This is a genomic window from Mesorhizobium sp. M7A.F.Ca.AU.002.02.1.1, assembly GCF_003998535.1.
Lineage (GTDB): Bacteria > Pseudomonadota > Alphaproteobacteria > Rhizobiales > Rhizobiaceae > Mesorhizobium > Mesorhizobium ciceri.
The window spans coordinates 1-18390 of the sequence record NZ_RZPB01000034.1 but is presented as its reverse complement, the minus strand read 5'-3'; the positions used below and the strand labels follow the sequence as shown (position 1 = coordinate 18390).

The 18390-nt window shown below is 63.2% G+C and carries 16 protein-coding genes; 9 read left to right on the top strand and 7 right to left on the bottom strand.

All coding sequences use genetic code 11. The annotated features are described in order from the left end of the window. Together EN879_RS04210 and EN879_RS04205 are read right to left on the bottom strand one after the other, a co-directional pair. A partial coding sequence (locus tag EN879_RS04210; protein ID WP_206520921.1) for a WecB/TagA/CpsF family glycosyltransferase occupies nt 1–395 on the bottom strand: 395 nt, incomplete at its 3' end. Further along, nucleotides 392–1564, bottom strand: a complete 1173-nt coding sequence (locus tag EN879_RS04205; RefSeq protein WP_063170059.1) for a glycosyltransferase family 4 protein — start codon at nt 1562–1564, stop codon at nt 392–394. The genes EN879_RS04205 and EN879_RS04210, both read right to left, overlap by 4 nt. Nucleotides 1565–1736: 172 nt before the next feature. Here EN879_RS04205 and EN879_RS04200 point away from each other — a divergent pair, with 172 nt between their 5' ends. Genes EN879_RS04200 through proC form a run of 3 tightly spaced genes read left to right on the top strand, consistent with a single transcriptional unit; the run spans nt 1737 to nt 4914 of the window. Next, a complete protein-coding gene (locus EN879_RS04200; RefSeq protein ID WP_063170058.1) occupies nt 1737–2735 on the top strand; it encodes a glycosyltransferase in 999 nt (332 codons plus the stop codon). Beyond that, nucleotides 2704–4038 carry an O-antigen ligase gene (locus EN879_RS04195; protein ID WP_063170057.1) on the top strand — a complete coding sequence of 445 codons (1335 nt, stop codon included), beginning with the start codon at nt 2704–2706 and terminating at the stop codon, nt 4036–4038. Before EN879_RS04200 ends, EN879_RS04195 begins: the two co-directional genes overlap by 32 nt. 60 nt (nt 4039–4098) lie before the next feature. Further along, the gene (gene proC / locus EN879_RS04190; protein WP_063170056.1) at nt 4099–4914 is read left to right on the top strand and encodes a pyrroline-5-carboxylate reductase; all 816 of its coding nucleotides are present in this window, start codon (nt 4099–4101) and stop codon (nt 4912–4914) included. 4 nt (nt 4915–4918) lie between these two features. Here the strand turns inward: proC and EN879_RS04185 are convergent, their stop codons facing one another. Continuing rightward, the gene (locus EN879_RS04185) at nt 4919–6235 is read right to left on the bottom strand and encodes an NAD(P)H-dependent oxidoreductase (RefSeq protein WP_063170055.1); all 1317 of its coding nucleotides are present in this window, start codon (nt 6233–6235) and stop codon (nt 4919–4921) included. A gap of 339 nt (nt 6236–6574) precedes the next feature. Here EN879_RS04185 and EN879_RS04180 point away from each other — a divergent pair, with 339 nt between their 5' ends. The 3 genes from EN879_RS04180 to EN879_RS04170 all read left to right on the top strand — a co-directional run bounded on the left by EN879_RS04180 (nt 6575) and on the right by EN879_RS04170 (nt 8869). Then, complete coding sequence (locus EN879_RS04180) at nt 6575–7981, top strand: PTS sugar transporter subunit IIC (RefSeq protein ID WP_013530221.1); 1407 nt, start codon at nt 6575–6577, stop codon at nt 7979–7981. 119 nt (nt 7982–8100) lie between these two features. Further along, a complete protein-coding gene (locus tag EN879_RS04175; RefSeq protein WP_063170054.1) occupies nt 8101–8562 on the top strand; it encodes a PTS sugar transporter subunit IIA in 462 nt (153 codons plus the stop codon). A 19-nt stretch (nt 8563–8581) separates the two neighbouring features. Then, complete coding sequence (locus EN879_RS04170) at nt 8582–8869, top strand: PTS sugar transporter subunit IIB (protein ID WP_023809203.1); 288 nt, start codon at nt 8582–8584, stop codon at nt 8867–8869. A 33-nt stretch (nt 8870–8902) separates the two neighbouring features. Here the strand turns inward: EN879_RS04170 and EN879_RS04165 are convergent, their stop codons facing one another. Together EN879_RS04165 and EN879_RS04160 are read right to left on the bottom strand one after the other, a co-directional pair. Continuing rightward, nucleotides 8903–10297 carry a multicopper oxidase family protein gene (locus tag EN879_RS04165; RefSeq protein ID WP_063170053.1) on the bottom strand — a complete coding sequence of 465 codons (1395 nt, stop codon included), beginning with the start codon at nt 10295–10297 and terminating at the stop codon, nt 8903–8905. A 164-nt stretch (nt 10298–10461) separates the two neighbouring features. Beyond that, complete coding sequence (locus EN879_RS04160) at nt 10462–11094, bottom strand: TetR/AcrR family transcriptional regulator (RefSeq protein WP_024504795.1); 633 nt, start codon at nt 11092–11094, stop codon at nt 10462–10464. Nucleotides 11095–11196: 102 nt separating this feature from the next. Between EN879_RS04160 and EN879_RS04155 the strand changes: the two genes are divergently transcribed. Next, a complete protein-coding gene (locus EN879_RS04155) occupies nt 11197–11601 on the top strand; it encodes a VOC family protein (RefSeq protein ID WP_013530216.1) in 405 nt (134 codons plus the stop codon). 85 nt (nt 11602–11686) lie between these two features. Here EN879_RS04155 and metH read toward each other — a convergent pair whose 3' ends face one another. Both metH and EN879_RS04145 read right to left on the bottom strand, forming a co-directional pair. Further along, a complete protein-coding gene (metH, locus tag EN879_RS04150) occupies nt 11687–15496 on the bottom strand; it encodes a methionine synthase (protein WP_063170052.1) in 3810 nt (1269 codons plus the stop codon). Nucleotides 15497–15625: 129 nt separating this feature from the next. After that, the gene (locus EN879_RS04145) at nt 15626–16444 is read right to left on the bottom strand and encodes an alpha/beta hydrolase (RefSeq protein WP_063170051.1); all 819 of its coding nucleotides are present in this window, start codon (nt 16442–16444) and stop codon (nt 15626–15628) included. 190 nt (nt 16445–16634) lie between these two features. On the opposite strand from EN879_RS04145, the gene EN879_RS04140 reads away from it, so the two are divergent. Beyond that, nucleotides 16635–17888, top strand: a complete 1254-nt coding sequence (locus EN879_RS04140; RefSeq protein WP_063170050.1) for an ABC transporter substrate-binding protein — start codon at nt 16635–16637, stop codon at nt 17886–17888. Between the two features lie 3 nt (nt 17889–17891). Continuing rightward, nucleotides 17892–18390 (top strand): ATP-binding cassette domain-containing protein (locus EN879_RS04135; protein WP_127273956.1); only part of this gene is annotated, 499 nt, incomplete at its 3' end.

Genomic DNA, 18390 nt, shown 5'->3' with positions numbered 1-18390 from the left:
AGCTTGACCGACGCCGCTTCTGCGTTGACGCGCGTCGCGCCGAGCAGCCCGACGGTCAGCGGCGTCGTCGAGGCCTGCAGGAAGGCCGGGACGAAATCGGTACCATTGAGATTGTCGGGAAACGGCGCCCCGTAGAGGAGCCTCGCCGCCAGATCGATGCCGATGCCGTCGGGCAGGATGAGGAAATCATCGAGTGCTTCGGCGAACACCGGGTCGGTATAGGCGATGTTGGCATTGTGGGCGTTGAGGAAACTGACCTTGGTGAAGCGCCGCTCGGCAATCAGCCGGTTCAGCAGGGCGATGGCATCGTTCCAGCGGACCGCAACCACCGGGATGCCAAGAATCGTCTTCAGCGTGTCGAGCCCGAACGCGGCGCGGGCGGAATGCATGTTCATGCAAACGCCTCCTGCCTGAGAGGGGCGAGCTTTTCGAGGCCGAGCCGGATGGCAGCGTCGAGCGCCTTGACCTGCGAGCCCCGGAACGCGCTGCCGTCAACGTCGCGGATGTCGGCCGCCGCAGCCTCGAGCGCCCTGGCGAAGGCAACGGGATCGTCGGTGACGACGCAATTGGAAGGACGGTGGTCGATGCCGCGCAGCGAACGGCTGGTGGCGACCGAAGGCAGGCCGAGCTCGAAGGTTTCGATGGTCTTCAACTGGACGCCGCTGCCGGCGGTGCTGATCAGCGGGATGACGGCACCACCGCGCACGAAAGCTTGCGCGTCGGGCACGCGGCCGACAAATTCGACACCCGGGTGCTTCGACGCGACGCCCGAAGGCATGTGGCCCGCAATGCGGATGCGGAAATCGGGCCGCAGATGCGGCACGACCTTGCCCAGGAACCAGTCGAGGCCGATGCGGTTCGGCTGCCAGGTCCAGGTGCCGATCAGGGCGGCGTCGCAATCGGTGCGGCGCGGGCTTTTCAGGGTTGGCGCCTGGGCACCGGTCACCAGCGGCAGCACCGCCGAGCGGTTGTCGGAGGCGACACCGAGTGCGGCGCGGTCTTCCTCGGCCAGGGTGAAGACGAAGCGCGCCCGGCGGCAGAGACGCTCTTCGACGGTCTTGAGCAGCCTCGCCTCGCGGCGAAACAGCAGGCGCTGGAAGAGACCGTCGGCGGCAGCGGCATTCTCCCGCGCCGAAAGATGCTCGACATTGTGGGCAACGAAGATCGAAGGCCGCTCAGCGAACAGCTTTTCGAAGGCCCCGGCGAACTGCACGGAATTCAAGACATAGCCGTCAAACGGTCCGGCACGCTCAATGGCAGCGAGAACATCGCTGTCGGACACGGCGCGCAGCTTGACCGACGCGAAGGTGAGGCCCGAAAGCAGCGCCTTGCCGACCCAGGCCAGCTTTTGCCGCGCGGAGGCATTTTCCGTGCGCACGTCGATCGCACCCAGCACCACGGTGTTTTCGGGGTCGGCCGCGGGCTTCCCCGGCCAGGTAAAGCCGATGACGGTGACGCGCGCGCCAGCGCGCCGCAAGGCAGCGATGATCGCAGCGTTGGCGATCTCGTAGCCCGAGGCGAGAGCGCCGTCGGGCACGATCGATGTGGCGAACAGCAGATGCATCTTACCTATCCAGTGGTGTAGCCGGTAGCAAAGTGCGGTGAACCCTTGATTAAGCCTGCACATTCGACGGCCGAAAGCCGCTGCCTGGCGGGCTTCTCCGTGCAAGGTGATTAACGAAACCTTATCAACCGTGGTGCTACCAGAGCCCAACTCACCATGTGGCTGGACACGGATGATCCCTTTGCCATCGGACGGTTCGGTATCGGTCGCGGGACGCACGCCGCGGCTTGACGTCGAGGCCGTCGAAGCCGTCGTCACCTTGCCGACCTTCAAGCGTCCCGAGCAGGTGCTGGAAACGCTGGCGTCGCTGCGCGCGCAGCAAACCGGCAGGCGCTTTGCCGTGATCGTCATGGAGAACGAAGCCGAGGCGCGGGCCGGCGCCAAGGCGGTGCTGCCGCTGTTCGAGCGGGGCGAAATGCCGGGCCTGGTGATCATCGCGCATGAGCGCGGCAATTGCAGCGCCTACAATGCCGGCTGGCAGACAGCCATCCTGCAATTCCCGAACTTCAGGCATCTGCTGGTCATCGACGACGACGAGATCGCCGATCCGCAGTGGCTGGAACGGATGTGCCTGGCTGCCGAAACGCTCGGCGCCGACATTGTCGGCGGCCCGCAGGTGCCCGTGTTTGCCGACCCCGCCCATGCGCGATGGGCAGAGCATCCGGTGTTCGCGCCGCCTTACCGGGAAACCGGACGCGTGCCGGCGCTCTATTCGTCGGGCAATCTTCTGGTCGGGCGCAACGTGCTGATCGCCATGGGTCCGCCCTTTCTCGATCTCAGATTCAATTTCATGGGCGGCGGCGATTCCGACTTTCTCAGCCGGTCGGTGCAAAAGGGCTTTGTGCTGGGCTGGTGCGCCGAGGCCAAGGTGCTGGAAACCGTTCCGGCGCGGCGTATCGAAGCCGACTGGATCCGCGCCCGCAGCCTGCGCAACGGCGTCATCTCGACACTGGTCGAAAAGAAGAAGCGCGCCGGCACGCCAATGGCCGGCGCCAAAGTGTTGCTGAAGAGCCTGGCACTGCTTGCCGCCTCGCCGTTTCGCGGCCTGATCCGGCTGGCGCGGACCCGATCGCCGGCGATCGCCATCTACCCCGTCCATGTGGCGCTGGGCCGCGTGCTGGCCGAATTCGGATATGCCAATGAGCAATACCGCCAGCCTGAGAAAAACTGAGCGCGCGCCGCTCGGCGACGCGTTCACGCGCGAAGGCGTGGCCACCGCCATTGCCGCGCTGCTGTTCACCGTCATCATGGTGTCGTTCCGGCCGTTCCAGCCGGGCGGCGCCGAACTCACCGGTCAAGGCGGCGACATCGTCAACCAGCTTGGCTTCGGTTCGCTCGGCGCCATGTCGATCTTCTCGCTGATGGCCTTTGCCGATCCGCGCGTGGTGCGCTCGCTGCTGAGCCCATCCTGGGTGTTGATGCTGGGCTTCTTTTTCCTCTCGGTGATCCTGTCGACCGATCCGCCTTCGGCCATGCGCGCCGCCTCCTTCACGCTGATCGGCATCCTGACGATGGCGACGATCCTGGTGCTGCCGCGCGACGCCGAGGCCTTCTCGAAGGTGATCATCTTCACCGCCGTCGTGGTCATGGGCCTTTCCTATCTCGGCCTCATCGTCTTTCCGCACGAGGCGATGCACACAGCCGACTCGCAGGAGCCCGAACATGCCGGCCTGTGGCGCGGCGTGTTCACCCACAAGAACATTGCCGGGCCGGTCATGGCCTGCCTCAGCTTCGCAGGCCTCTATCTCTACCGGCGCGGGCAGCGCTACTGGGGCGCCGGGATCTTCCTCGCGGCGATGATCTTCATGCTGCACACCGGCTCCAAGACGACAGCCGGCCTGGTGCCGTTCTCGATCCTGATCGTCATGTTCCCGAGCCTGATAGGCATGCGGCTCGGCACGCCGATCCTGTTTGCGCTGGCCATCATCGCCACGGCTGTCGGCACGCTGGGCATCGTCTTCCTGCCGCCTGTGAAACATCTGGCGGCGATCTATTTCCCCGGCATGACCTATACCGGCCGCACGACGCTGTGGGAGTTCGCCGGCAGCATGCTGGCGAAGAAGCCATGGACCGGCTACGGCTATGAGAGCTTCTGGGGCACGCCGCTCTTGCTCAACCAAGACCAGCCATTCGACCGGCCCTGGGACATCAGGACCATCGTGCACGGCCATGACGGCTATCTCGACATCGCCGTGCTGATGGGCATTCCGGCACTATGCGTGGCGGTCTACACCTTCCTCATCGCGCCGCTGCGCGACTACATGCGCATTCCGTTGCGCAGGGAAAACATCTTTCTCGGCGACTTCTTCATGATGGTGGTGCTGTTCACGGCGCTTAACGCTTTCCTCGAAAGCTTCTTCTTCCATCGCGGCGACCCGGTCTGGCTGTTCTTCGTGCTCGGCGTGCTCGGCCTCAGGCAAGTGTCGCTGCGGCCAATCGCGGTGCGCGATCCCGATCGCGGCTCGCGATCCTGATGGGGCTTCCCCAGGGAAGCGCCATCGTCTATGTGAAGGCCTTCCTCTGGAGGGCTTTCGATGACGATCAGGCTTGTTCTCGCCGGCTGCGGCAATATGGGCTACGCCATGCTCTCGGGCTGGCTGAAATCCGGCAAGCTCGCGCCGTCGGCGGTTTTCGTGGTCGAGCCCAATGCCGATCTGCGCAATCGCGCGGCAACGCTGGGCTGCGCGACATCAGCCGATGCCGGTAGCATACCGGCCGATGCCCTGCCCGATCTCGTGGTCATCGCGGTGAAGCCGCAGGTGATCCGCGACGTCACGGCCGCCTACAAGCGCTTCGGCGACGGCCGCACCACCTTCGTCAGCATCGCCGCCGGCACGCCTGCCGCCACCCTCGAGGAAATCCTCGGCAACCGCGCGCCGATCGTGCGCTGCATGCCCAACACGCCCGCGGCGATCGGCAAGGGCATGATGGTGGTGTTCTCCAACAAGCTCGTGTCCGATGACACCAAGCGTTTCGTCGCCGACCTTTTGTCGGCGAGCGGCGAAGTGGCCACCATCGACGATGAGGGCCTGATGGATGCGGTGACCGCCGTGTCCGGATCGGGGCCGGCCTATATCTTCCATTTCATCGAAGCGCTGACGGTTGCCGCCGAGAAGGCCGGTCTGCCGACGGCGACCGCCAAGCTGCTCGCCATGCAGACCGTCTATGGCGCCGCCTCGCTCGCCGCCGAAAGCGGCGAGGAACCGGGCGTGCTGCGCCAGCAGGTCACCAGCCCCAACGGCACGACGGCCGCGGCGCTGGCCGTTCTGATGGGCGAGGACCGGCTGACCAATCTGCTGACGCAAGCGGTGGAGGCTGCGCGGCTGCGGTCGGTCGAACTGGGGAGATAAATCCTCAGTTTGTCCCGTACAGCATCTCATCCTGCAGCCGGCGCAAGGCGAACAGCCTCGTCGTCTGGTCGGGCGACGCATTATCCGCCGTCAGCAATTCGCCTTTCGTGACCGGTTTCAGCACCTTGCCGCCCTCGAGCAGGCCGACCGGCACGGCGCGCTGGGCGCGGGCTTCGCCGACGGTCATCGTCCAGGAGCGGTAACAAGTCTCGCCGATCGCATCGAAGGTCTCGCCGGCGACTAGGTCGCGCTTGGCAACGGCGCAGACTTCGGCCACGGGCCGCGGCAACGGCACCATGTCGGGCTTGCCGAAAAGCACGATGCGGGCTGCGGTCAGCGGCACTTCCAGCGACGTCAGATGATAAGGCCGGAACAGGCTGTAATAGGGGCCGTGCCCGATATGCAGATCGTCCATGCGCTCGATGATGCGCGGATGCGTCGCCTCGACGATGACGAAGACGCCGGGCGCGACGCCCTTGCCGACCGTGTAGTCGACGACGCCTTTCTTCGTGAGCAGACCGCCATCCTCGCGCGGGATGAGCACCTTGGCGAGGTCGTCGCGATCGGCCCTGGGGCCGTGCATGCCGGGGACGTCCGGCACCAGCCCGGTGGCGTTGGCGATGGCGCACATCTCGACCATGGTCTTGGAGCCGTCGACGAACTCGACCAGCATGCGCGGGTTCATGTTGCGGCGGATCGCTTCGGCGCGATAATCGTCCGGTACGGCATCGTGGTTGAGCGGGTTGTTCTTGCCCTTGCCGGCCGACACGATGGTCAGCCCGAGCGCCGACGCAAACTCGATCAGTTCCATGCAGCTCGACGGCTCGTCGCCCGCACCCACCGAATAGACGACGCCAAGCCGGTCGGCCTGCTGCTTGAGATAGCAGCCGATGGTGACGTCGGCCTCGACGTTCATCATCACCAGATGCTTGCCGTGCTCCATCGCCATGAGGTCGAAATCGGCGGCGACGCCCGGCTTGCCGGTGGCGTCGATGACGACGTCGATCAGCGGATTGGTGACCAGCATCTCGTTGGATGTGACGGCGATTTTTCCCGCCTCGATTGCCGCGGTGACTTTCGAGGCGGTGTCGGCTTCGACCGCCATGGCTTCGTCGCCATAGGCGATACGGATAGCGTCGCGCGCGGTGTGCGGGCGGCGCGTCGAGACGGCGCAGACCGAAATGCCCGGCATCAGCATGCCCTGCGTGACCAGATCGGTGCCCATTTCGCCCGAACCGATGACACCGATGCGCACCGGGCGGTTCTCGGCGGCACGCTTGGCGAGATCACGGGCAAGCCCGGTCAGGGCGACGTTGGTCATGCAGGAATGTCCACAGCTTCGTGATTTGGGGTCGGATAGCAGGGAATGGGTTCTATTTGCCAACGAAACCCGGTCGCGACCGGCAATTTCCCACGAAATCGTCTCGGAAGGCACGTCCGCCGGGGCTCGATTCGCCGAAGCCCAACCAATTGACATTGCAGCGGACAACCCCAATAAAACATTCGTTTGTCAACAAAGGCAAATGTTCACCGACGCGACAGTCGGGAAGCATTCGCCTCTGGGCAAATTGGGGAGTGTCTTTGCGCCACGGCGTCAAAGGCTGGATGGAGCATCATTGCGAGGCGTCGAGCGAAGGCTCGCGGCTCCAGGGGAGGAAAAATGGATACTGTTCTCGCGGGCCTAAAAGGGGCCATCGATACGCTTGGCCCGACGATCCTGCTGCCAATTGTCATTTTCGTCATCGCCGTGGTTCTGGGCGCCAAGGTCAGCAAGGCTTTTCGCGCCGCCGTCACCATCGGCGTCGCCTTCATCGGCATCAATCTGGTGCTTGGCCTCATGTTCACGTCGATTGGCGACGTCGCCAAGGCCATCGTCACCAACACCGGCATCCATCGCGACATCATCGATGTCGGCTGGCCCTCCGCGGCCGCGATCGCCTTCGGCTCATCGGTCGGCCTTTGGGTCATTCCGGTCGGCATTCTCGTCAACATCGTGCTGTTGCTGACACGCATGACGCGCACGCTCAATGTCGACGTCTGGAACTTCTGGCACTTCGCCTTTGTCGGCTCGCTGGTGGTCGCCGCAACCGACAACCTGGCCTATGGCATCGCGGTCGCAGCACTTGTCGCAGCACTCTCGCTGTTGTTCGCCGACTGGTCGGCGCGCGCGGTGCAGCAGTTCTACGGCGTGCCCGGCATCTCCGTGCCGCATCTCGCCTCGGCGCAGATCCTGCCGATCGCCATTGTGCTCAACTGGATCATGGACCGCATTCCCGGGATCAACCGCATCAACATCAACACCGATACGATCGAGCGCAGGTTCGGCGTGTTCGGCGAACCTGTCGTGATGGGCCTCATCATCGGCCTCGTGCTTGGTGCGATCGCCTTCTACAATGCGGGTGATCTCAGCGTGGTGCTGGCCAAGGTTCTGGGCACCGGCATGACGCTGGCCGCGGTGATGCTGCTGCTGCCGCGCATGGTCAAGATCCTGATGGAAGGCCTGCTGCCGGTTTCCGACGCAGCCCAGGCATTCGTGCGCAAGCGCACGGGCGATCGCGAGCTTCTTGTTGGCCTCGATTCCGCGATCCTGATCGGCCATCCGGCCGCGATCTCGTCGTCGCTGATCCTGGTGCCGATCGCGATCATCCTGTCCATCATCCTGCCGGGCAACCGCGTCATCCTGTTCGCCGACCTTGCGGTCATTCCCTTCATCGTCGCCATGACCGCGCCGCTGGTCAAAGGCAACGTGTTCCGCATGGTGGTGATCGGCACGGTGACGCTGGCCATCGGCTTCTACGTCGCCAACGCGCTGGCGCCGCTGTTCACAAGTGCTGCCGTCGCATCGGGCTTCAAGCTGCCGGCGGATGCGCTGCAGATCACCTCGGTGGTCGACGGCTTCCTGTGGGTGCCTTACGTGGTCATCGAGGCGATCCAGGGGCTTGGACTTGTCGGCATCATCGTGATCGCGGTGGTCATCGCGGCATTGTTTGTCCTCTACCGCCGCAATCCGCTCGGCTGGGAGCGGGCCGCGGGCGCCGAGGACGAGCCGGCCGAAGAGACGGCCTGAACCTGATAGGGTCCACCCTTCAAACCGATCGTGCGCCCTCCTCGGGGCGCCCGATTTCATCGACGGAGCCCGATCGTGCGCCCTCCTCGGGGCGCACGATTTCATCGACGGAGCAAAGAATGTCCGACGGCCTCATGCAGCTTCTGGATCCCGACGCGATCGTGCTCGGATCCGATGCCTCGACCAATGAGGAGATCATCCGCATCCTGGCGGGCCGGCTGGAGACACTTGGCTATGTCAAAAGCTCCTATGCCGACGCGGTCGTGCGCCGCGAATTGACCATCCCGACAGGACTGCCGCTGGAACGCTCCGACAATGTCGCGGTGCCGCACACCGATCCGGAGCATGTGCTGAAGCCTGGCATCGCGATGGGCACATTGAAGCAACCAGTGACCTTCGCCAACATGGAGGATCCCGACGAGATGCTGCCGGTCGGCTTCGTTTTCCTGCTTGCCATCAACGACAAGGACAAGCAGATTGAGGCGCTGCAGGCCGTCATGGCCACCATCCAGAACCCGCAAGCCTTGGATGATTTGAGGTCGGCCAGAACCCTCGAAGACGTGCGAGCCGTACTCGGCTGATAACCAAGGAGAAGCAGAGATGTCCAGACAGAAAACCATTCTCTTCGCCTGCGGCACGGGCATCGCCACCTCGACCGCGGTCAACGTCGCCGTCACCGAGGAAATGAAGAAACGCGGCCTCACCTTCAATGCCCAGCAGGCAAAGGCCACCGAAGTGCCCGGACTGGCCGACAATGTCGACTTCATCGTCGCAACCACCCCGATCTCCGCTTCGGTGACCAAGCCGGTCATCAAGGGCCTCGCCTTCCTCACCGGCATCGGCAAGGACAAAGTGCTCGACGAGATCGAGGCTCAATTGCGCAAGTGACGGTCCAGACGCCACGCGCAGGCTGACGCGGCTTCACACCACCCTGACGTAGCTCGTCATTCCCGATTTCTGGTGCTCGATGATGTGGCAGTGCAGCAGCCAGTCGCCGGGATTATCGGCGACGAAACCGAGCTGAACCTTCTCGTTGGGCTGGATGAGATAGGTGTCGGAAATCACGGGCTGAACCTGGCGCGTCGAGGACGACAGCACCTTGAAGCTCATGCCGTGCAGATGCATGGGATGGGATTGCGGCGTCAGGTTCTCCATGTCGATGACGTAGCTTTGGCCAAGCTTCAGTTCGGCCAGAGGCGCGGTCGGATCCTTGGTGTCGCCGGGCCACGGCACTTTGTTGATGGCCCAGAAACTGTAGCCCAGCGAGCCGCAGATGCCATCGCTCGGGACATTTTCCGCCGTGGCGCTGAGCGCCAGGGAAATATGCCTGGCACTGGCGAGATCCACTTCCGCCACCGGATTGAGCTCCAGTGGAGCAACATCGCGAATGTCCCGTTTGAGGGAGTTTCCTGTCGCGCGCAGGGTTGCCAGGATTTTTGGCTTGGTGCCTCTGACGTCCCTCAAGCTGACGATCGCGCCTTCCTCGTCGGGCATGCGTATGGCCAGCTCCATGCGCTGGCCGGGTCCAAGCAGCAAGGCATCGGGCGAAAAACGCTCAGGCACCGGATTGCCGTCGAGCGCCATGACACTCGCCTGCGCACCGTCGACGCGAAAAGCGTAGATGCGCGTCACGTCGGTGATGGCGACCCTGAGCCGCACCAGCCCTCCGGCCGGCGTGTCATATTGCGGCTGGTCGAGCCAGTTTGCGGTGCGCACCGTGCCGTAAGTGCCGGTTCTTGCGGCATCGCGCGGCCGGAACTGGTCGATGAACTGACCGTCGTCGCCGAGGCGCCAGTCACGCAAGTTGAGGACGATTTCGGCGTCGAATTTCGGATCGCTTGGGTTTTCGACCACGATCACGCCCGTCAGGCCATGGCCCATCTGCTCCAGCGTGTTGCAATGCGGGTGGTACCAGAAGGTGCCGGCATCGGGCGGCGTGAAGGCGTAGTCGAAATGATCGCCGGTGTAGACGTAGGGCTGGACCAGGAACGGCACGCCGTCCATCTTGTTTGGAACGCGAATACCGTGCCAGTGGATCGTCGTCGGATCGTCGATCGCGTTGACAAGGCGTGCAGCGAAGGGCTGGCCTTTTTTCATTCTGAGCACGGGCGGCATTCCGGCGTTGCCATAGGTCAGCACATCCCTGGTCTGGCCGATATCCATCAGCTTCGCCTGGATCTTTGCCGTCTGCAAAACCACCGGCTCAGGCATGGCAGCGGCCCAGCCACCAAGCCGGCCCATGGCCGAAAGCCCGACCCCGCCTGCGCCGGCAATCGCTGCCGTTTTCAAAAGCCGGCGTCGGGTGAGTACGGTCATTTGACGCTCCAGCTGCAAAGACGGCTGCCCTGGGTTTATCGCAGCCTTGGATCGTAAGCGAGCACCCTGTGCCTAAACCGACTCCGCCACCGGCCTTAAGCAAAAGATGCTGGCGTGGACGGACAATCGACCACAATAAGCGTCGCTGGCGGAGCGGCGCGCGACTATTTCGGCCGCGCCCCATAGGCGGCAAGGAATGCTTCGACCGAAGCATCGGCGTGCCGCTCGAGATCCGCCTTCGAACGCGGGTTGCTTCCGGTGAACATGGCTTCGTTCATTGGGATCCAGAGAAGCATTCCGAAGAGATGGCTGGCCGCCAGACGGGGATCGCTGGTCTGCAACAGGCCTCGACTGGTAAGCTTTTGAAAGCATGATGCCACCGAGGCAAGCATGCGTTCAAAACCTTTTTCATACCAGCTCCGGCCAAGCTGCGGCATCCGATCCGCGTTGGCGATAATCAGACGCCGCAGCTTCAGCAGCTCTTCGTCCATCAGCGTCGTTGTCATGCGTCGGGCAAGCTGCTGTAGCCCACCCTCCATGAATTTCGCCTCGGAAAGCAGCATCGTCACCGACTCGACGACATCGTTGGTCTGGCTGGCGGTGGACTCGACGACTTCGCCGAAAAGCGTCTCCTTGTCCGTGAAATGCTTGTAGACAGTCTGCTTGGATGCGCCTGCTTTGGTGGCGATCTCTTCCATGCTGGTTCCATCATAGCCCTTGGCGATGAAGGCGGCCGTAGCCGCTTCAATGATTTCACGATCCTTGCGAGCCGACCTGGTCTCACCATCAATTTTCATAGCGCCTCTCAACCAGTACTAGACGGTACCGTTCCCGCATGGTAGCCATAGTTACAGTACTAGACTGGCTAGTACCCATCAACGGCAGCAAGGCTTAGACCGATGACCAAAATGATCTTCCTCAATCTACCGGTACGCGATCTGCAGGCGGCGACCAAGTTCTATCTCGCGATCGGGGGCACGCTGAACCCGCAGTTCTCGAGCGACCAGTCCAGCTCGATCATGTTCTCAGACTCGATCGGGGTCATGTTGCTGACGCACCAGCATTACAGCCAGTTCACAGCGCGCCCGATCGGCGACCCCAAGCGGGACAGCCAGATGTTGATCGCACTCACCGTCGACAGCAAGGACGAGGTCAATGTCGTAATCGAGAAGGGCGTGGCGGCAGGCGGTCGCGCCGATCCCAACCCGGCGCAGGATCTTGGTTTCATGTTCAACCGCCACATCGAAGATCCGGACGGCAACGTCTGGGAGCTGCTGTGGATGAACCCGTCGGCCATGCAATAGCCCACAGGAATCGAAGCGGGCCAGGATGACAATGGAGAAGCGACCGGCATTCGCCTGTCGCTCCCGTCAGGCGCGCCGGCATCGGCTATTCAGCCGCCTCGGCATAGTGTGCCGGCACGTAGTTGAGGATGGGGCCAAGCCAGCGCTCGGCCTCGACCAACGGCATCGCCTTGCGGCGCGCATAATCCTCGACCTGGTCGCGCTCGATCTTGGCGACGCCGAAATAATAGCTTTCGGGATGCGCCAGATAGATCCCCGAGACGGATGAACCCGGCCACATCGCATAGCTTTCGGTCAGTCTCACGCCGGCATTGCCTTCGCCGTCGAGCAGCCGGAACAAAGTCGCCTTCTCCGTATGGTCGGGCTGAGCCGGATAGCCGGGCGCCGGTCGGATGCCGCGATAGGGTTCGCCGATCAGCTCGTCCGGCGCCAACGATTCGTCTGGCACGTAGCCCCAGAATTCCTTGCGCACCTTCTCATGCATGCGCTCGGCAAAGGCTTCGGCGAAGCGGTCGGCCAGCGCCTTGACCATGATCGAGGAATAGTCGTCGTTGGCGCGTTCGAAGCGTTCGGCGATCGCCACCTCCTCGATGCCGGCGGTGACGATGAAGCCGCCGATGTAATCGGCCTTGCCGCACTCCGCCGGCGCGACGAAATCCGACAGGGCAACATTGGCCTTGCCGTCGCGCTTGGTCAGTTGCTGGCGCAAGGTGAAGAACGTCGCCAGTTCCTGCGACCGCTTCTCGTCCGTAAACAGCCTGATGTCGTCGCCGACGGTGTTGGCCGGCCAGAAGCCGATGACGCCGCGCGGCGCGAACCATTTCTCGGCGATGATCTTGTTCAGCATCGCCTGCGCATCCTCGAACAGCTGGCGTGCGGCGGCACCTTGCGCCTCGTCTTCGAGTATTTTGGGATAGCGGCCCTTCAGCTCCCAGGTCTGGAAGAACGGCGTCCAATCGATGTAGCGCGCGAGCTCGGTCAGGTCCCAGTTCTCGAACACCTTCACGCCTGTGAAGGACGGCTTCGGCGGCTCATATTCGGACCAGTCTATCCGATGCGCATTGGCCCTCGCCTTGGCCAGCGGCAAACGCTGCTTGTCGGCTTCCGAGCGGGCATGCGCATCGGCGACCTTCTTGTATTCGGCGCGCACCGTATCGACAAAGCCGCGCTTGCTCTCGTTGGACAGCAAGGATGAGACCACGCCGACCGCGCGGCTGGCGTCGGTGACATAGACCGTCTGCCCCTTGCTGTAGCGCGGGTGGATCTTCACCGCCGTGTGCACGCGGCTGGTCGTCGCGCCGCCGATCAGCAGCGGAATGTCGAAGCCTTCACGCTCCATCTCGGCGGCCATGTGCGCCATCTCGTCCAGCGACGGCGTAATCAGGCCGGACAGGCCGATGATATCGACATTTTGCTCGCGCGCCGTCTGCAGGATCCTGGCCGCCGGCACCATGACGCCGAGATCGATGATCTCGTAATTGTTGCAGGCGAGAACCACGCCGACGATGTTCTTGCCGATGTCATGGACATCGCCCTTGACCGTCGCCATCAGGATTTTTCCGGCCGTTTTGCGTTCGCCATTGTCGATGCCGTTGGCGGCGTTTGCCAGCTTCTCGGCTTCCATGTGCGGCAGCAGTCCAGCCACCGCCTGCTTCATTACCCGCGCCGACTTCACCACTTGCGGCAGGAACATCTTTCCCGCGCCGAACAGATCACCGACGACGTTCATGCCGGCCATCAGCGGGCCTTCGATGACATGCAGCGGCCGCTCGGCGGCAAGCCGTGCTTCCTCGGTGTCGGCGTCGATGAATTCGGTGATGCCGTTGACCAGCGCATGGCTGATCCGCTGTTCGACAGTCCATTCGCGCCAGACGAGATCGCGCTCCTGCGCTTCCTTGCCGGCCGTGCCCTTGAAGCGTTCGGCGATCTCCAGCATGCGTTCGGTGGCGGTGCCGCCGGCCTTGGGCGCGCGGTTGAGCACGACATCCTCGCAGGCCTCGCGCAGATCAGGCTCGATCGTATCGTAGACGGCGAGCTGGCCGGCATTGACGATGCCCATGTCCATGCCGCGCTGGATGGCATGGTAAAGGAATACGGCATGCATGGCCTCGCGCACCGGCTCGTTGCCACGGAACGAGAAAGACAGGTTCGACACGCCGCCAGAAATGTGGACATGCGGCAGCGTGGCGGTGATCTCGCCGGCCGCCTCGATGAAGTCGACGCCGTAATTGTCGTGCTCCTCGATGCCGGTGGCGATGGCGAACACGTTGGGATCGAAGACGATGTCCTCGGGCGGGAAGCCGGCCTGCTCGGTGAGGAGCTTGTAGGCGCGGGTGCAGATCTCGACCTTGCGCGCCTTGGTGTCGGCCTGGCCATCCTCGTCGAAGGCCATGACGACGACGGCGGCGCCATAGGCGCGGACCAGCCTGGCATGATGCAGGAAGGCTTCTTCGCCCTCCTTCATCGAGATGGAGTTGACCAGCGGCTTGCCCTGCACGCATTTCAAGCCGGCTTCGATGATCTCCCATTTCGAACTGTCGACCATGACAGGAACGCGGGCGATGTCCGGCTCGGCGGCGATCAGGTTGAGGTATTCGACCATGGCCTTCTTCGAATCGATCAGACCCTCGTCCATGTTGATGTCGATGATCTGCGCGCCGTTGGCGACCTGGTCGCGGGCGACGTCGAGCGCGGCGACATAGTCGCCCGCCGTGATCAGTTTCCGGAACTTGGCCGAGCCGGTGACATTGGTTCGCTCGCCGACATTGACGAAGGGGATCTCGTCGGTGAGCGTGAATGGCTCCAGCCCGGACAGGCGCATCCTGGGCTCAATGTCCGGAATGGCGCGCGGCGGATACTTCCGCACCGCCTCGGCGATGGCGCGGATGTGCTCCGGCGTCGAGCCGCAGCAGCCGCCGACGACATTGACCAGTCCCTCACGCGCGAAATCCTCGATCTGGGCGGCCATGAAGTCCGGGCTTTCGTCATACCGGCCGAATTCGTTGGGCAGGCCGGCATTCGGATAAGCGCAGACAAAGGTGTCGGCGACACCGGATATTTCGGCCAGATGCGCTCGCATGGCGTTGGCGCCGAGCGCGCAGTTGAGGCCGATGGTGAAGGGGTTGGCATGGCGCACCGAATGCCAGAAGGCGGTCGGCGTCTGGCCCGACAGCGTGCGGCCGGAGAGGTCCGTGATGGTGCCCGATATCATCACGGGCAGGCGCACGCCCTTCTCGATGAAGATCTCTTCCGCCGCGAAGATCGCCGCCTTGGCGTTCAGCGTGTCGAAGATGGTCTCGATCAGGATGATGTCGGCGCCGCCATCGATCAACCCGCGCAGCTGCTCGCCATAGGCGAGGCGCAAATCGTCGAAGGTCACGGCGCGATAGCCGGGATTGTTGACGTCGGGCGACATCGAGGCGGTGCGGTTTGTCGGCCCGAGCGCTCCGGCGACAAACCTTCGTTTGCCGTCCTGCTGCTCGGCCCGAACAGCGGCGCGCCTGACCAGCCGCGCGCCATCGCGGTTCAGCGCATAGACGGCATCTTCCATGCCGTAGTCGGCCTGGGCGATCGAGGTCGAGGAGAAAGTATTGGTCTCCAGGATGTCGGCGCCTGCGATGGCGTATTGATAATGGATCTCCTCGATCGCCCCGGGCTGGGTCAGGATCAAAAGGTCGTTGTTGCCCTGCTGATGGCAGGCGCAGCCGGCGAAAGCCTCGCCGCGGAATTGGTCCTCGTTAAACCCGAGGCCCTGGATCTGGGTGCCCATGGCGCCGTCGAGGATGAGAATGCGCTCGCGTGCCGCCGCTGTCAGCGCGGCAAGCACTTCCGGGCCGTCCGGTTTTGCCGCGACGGGGCCGAACAATGCGTCCAGCGAGGCAGAATTCTGCGACATTTTTTATCCCTTTGGCGACAGGCCTTTTCATGTCACATAAGGATATCTTTATGTCAATATACGACAGATGCGCGTGATTGTCACCCACCCAACGCGAAGGCGGGTCCGTGGCGCCGGTTTCCGACGGACCTACGCTATGTCGACGCTTGCCAGGAAGCGGGCGAGGACCGGATTGAAGCGATCCGGCGAATCCCAGAACGGCGCGTGGCCGGATTTGTCGAGCAGATGGGTCTTGCCTTCCCATAGATTGGAGAATTTCACAGCGGAGACGAAATCGGTGTTGACGAATGGCTCGTCGATGCCGTTCAGAACGGCGATCGGCGGCGTCTTGCCGGCCACGATCTCGCGCTGGTTCCGGCCAGTGCCGGCCGCGAACTTTTCGAACATCAGGCGCCGCGCCCGTCCATCGGTGCGCGCCACCGTGTCGATGAGAAACGGCTCGAACGGCTCGCCGCAAGTGCTGCGCGCATAGGCCTCCACGTCGGCGCCGGTGAAGGTCTCCTGCCCGGCGAGATGCATATGCGGGCTCGGCTTGAATCCGCTACCGACCTCCTCGGGCGAGACAGGCGGCGTGCCGGTGATCATCAAGCCAAGCAGGCCGGGAAAGCGGTCGATCATCTCAAGCCCGATATGGCCGCCGAGCGACCAGCCGAAGACGATGGCCTTGTCGATGCCGAGCAGCCCGAGCACTTCGGTCATGGCATCGGCATAGCCTTCCATGCTGTAGGAACGCTCTGGATCGATCGCATCGCCGGACGCTCCATGGCCGGGTAGGTCGGGAGCGATGAGGTGATATCGCTCGCCCAACGGGCCGTCCAACTGGTTGCGGAAAACGGCACTGGAAGATGAATTGCCGTGGATCAGCATGACAGCGGTTCCCTGGCCGCTGGTCTCACGCACCGCGATCTTGCCGTGGCTGGTTTCAAGGGTCTTCTGCGAGATCGTCATTGTCCGCTCCGTCGGGACTTGCCCTGTTTTAATGCAGTTGCGCAGCAAAGCGCCACGGCTTCCATACCTTTGCGGGAACCATCTTCCCGGCCAGGTTGCGTTGAAAAATCCTTTTCAAATAAGAACAATTATGCGTAGATTGTCAATTATCCAACTCCCGATGAACGGGAGGAAAACAGGGAACAGCACGATGAAGCCCAAATCCGCCGCAAGTCGAATCCGCCATATGCTGATGAGCACGACGTTGATCGGCATGTTTGCCGCATCAGCCGCCCCCGCCTTTGCCGACGTCGTCAAGATCGGCCTGCTTGCGCCGCTCACCGGCCCTGCCGCGGCGGACGGCCAGGAATTCCAGCGCGGCGTGCAGATGGCCATCGACGAAGCGAACGCAGCCGGCGGCGTTGCCGGGGATACGTTCGAACTGGTGGTCGGCGACGTCAAGGATCAGTCCGCCGGCAACGTCACCAGCGCCGTCGAACGCCTGCTTGGCGATCCGGGCGTACACTTCATGCTGACCGGCTATGCCAGCCTGACCAATTTCGAGATCGACAACATGGCCGAGGCGGAAATGCCCTACATGCTGGCGGCCACCTCGCAGCAGACCAGGGACATCATCGCGCCGAGCCCCGACAAATACATGTGCTGCTGGTCACTGACGCCTTCCTTCGACGCCTACAACACCGACGTCACCCTGTTCGTCGAGAAGCTCGCGGCCGACGGCAAGATCACCCTGCCGACCAAGAAGGTCGCCATCATCTCGTCCGACAATGCCTATTCGAAGACCATCTCCGAAGGCATGAAGAAGACGTTCAAGGAGAAGGGCTGGACCATCACCGTCGACGAGATCGTACCCTTCGGCGAAGTGACCGACTGGCGTTCGATCCTCGCCAAGGTGCGCGAGAACGTTCCCGATGTCGTCATCAACACCGACTATCTGCCGGGCAATTCGGCGTCGTTCCTCAACCAGTTCCTCGAGCAGCCGACCAAGAGCCTCGTCTTCCTGCAATACGCGCCGAGCGTTCCGGAATTCGTCGAGCTGACCGGCAAGAAATCGGATGGCATCATCTACAACCTGCTCGGCGGCGCGCTGACGACGCCGAAGAACCCGCGCGCCGATGAGGTGGCAGCCAAGTTCAAGGCAAAATACGGCGTCGAGAGCGGCACCTACGGCGTCGGCCTCTACGAAATGACCAATGTCTATTTCGATGCGGTCAAGAAGGTCGGGGGCGCATCCGACCATGCGGCGATCATGAAGGCGCTGTCGGAGACCGACAAGCAGGTCGCGGAAGGGCGGCTGAAATTCGATCCCGCCACCCACCTGGCCACGCAGGGCGACGACTATATTCCGATCACCTTCTTCCAGATCTGGGATGGCCAGCGCACGCTGATCTCGCCTGAGAAATATGCCACCGGCGCCTTCAAGCTCCAGCCCTGGATGAAGTAGGGAATGGCCCTGCTTGAACTGGACGACGTGTCGAAGGCCTTCGGTTCGCTGAAGGCCGTCGATGGCGTGTCGTTCAAGGTCGAGGCCGGCGAGATCTTCGGTATCGCCGGCCCGAACGGCAGCGGCAAGAGCACGCTGTTCAACATCATCACCGGCATCCCGTTCGGGCCCGACCGGGGCAACATCCGCTTTGACGGCATTGCCATAAACGGCAAATCGGGACACGCCATCGCGCGCCTCGGCCTTGCCCGGACCTTTCAGCGGGAGACCAGCTTCGACGGGCTGACCGTATTCGAGAACGCGCTGATCGGCGCCAGCTACGGCAAGCAGGAAAAGACAGCGGCCACGGCCCGCAATGCCGCCGCCGAGGCGCTGGAGTTCGTCGGCCCGGGATCCCAGTCGCTCGGCCGGCTTGCCGGCGAATTGTCCGCGTTCGAGCGCAAATGCCTGATGCTTGCCACGGCGATCGCCATGCAGCCACGCATGCTCTTGCTCGACGAGC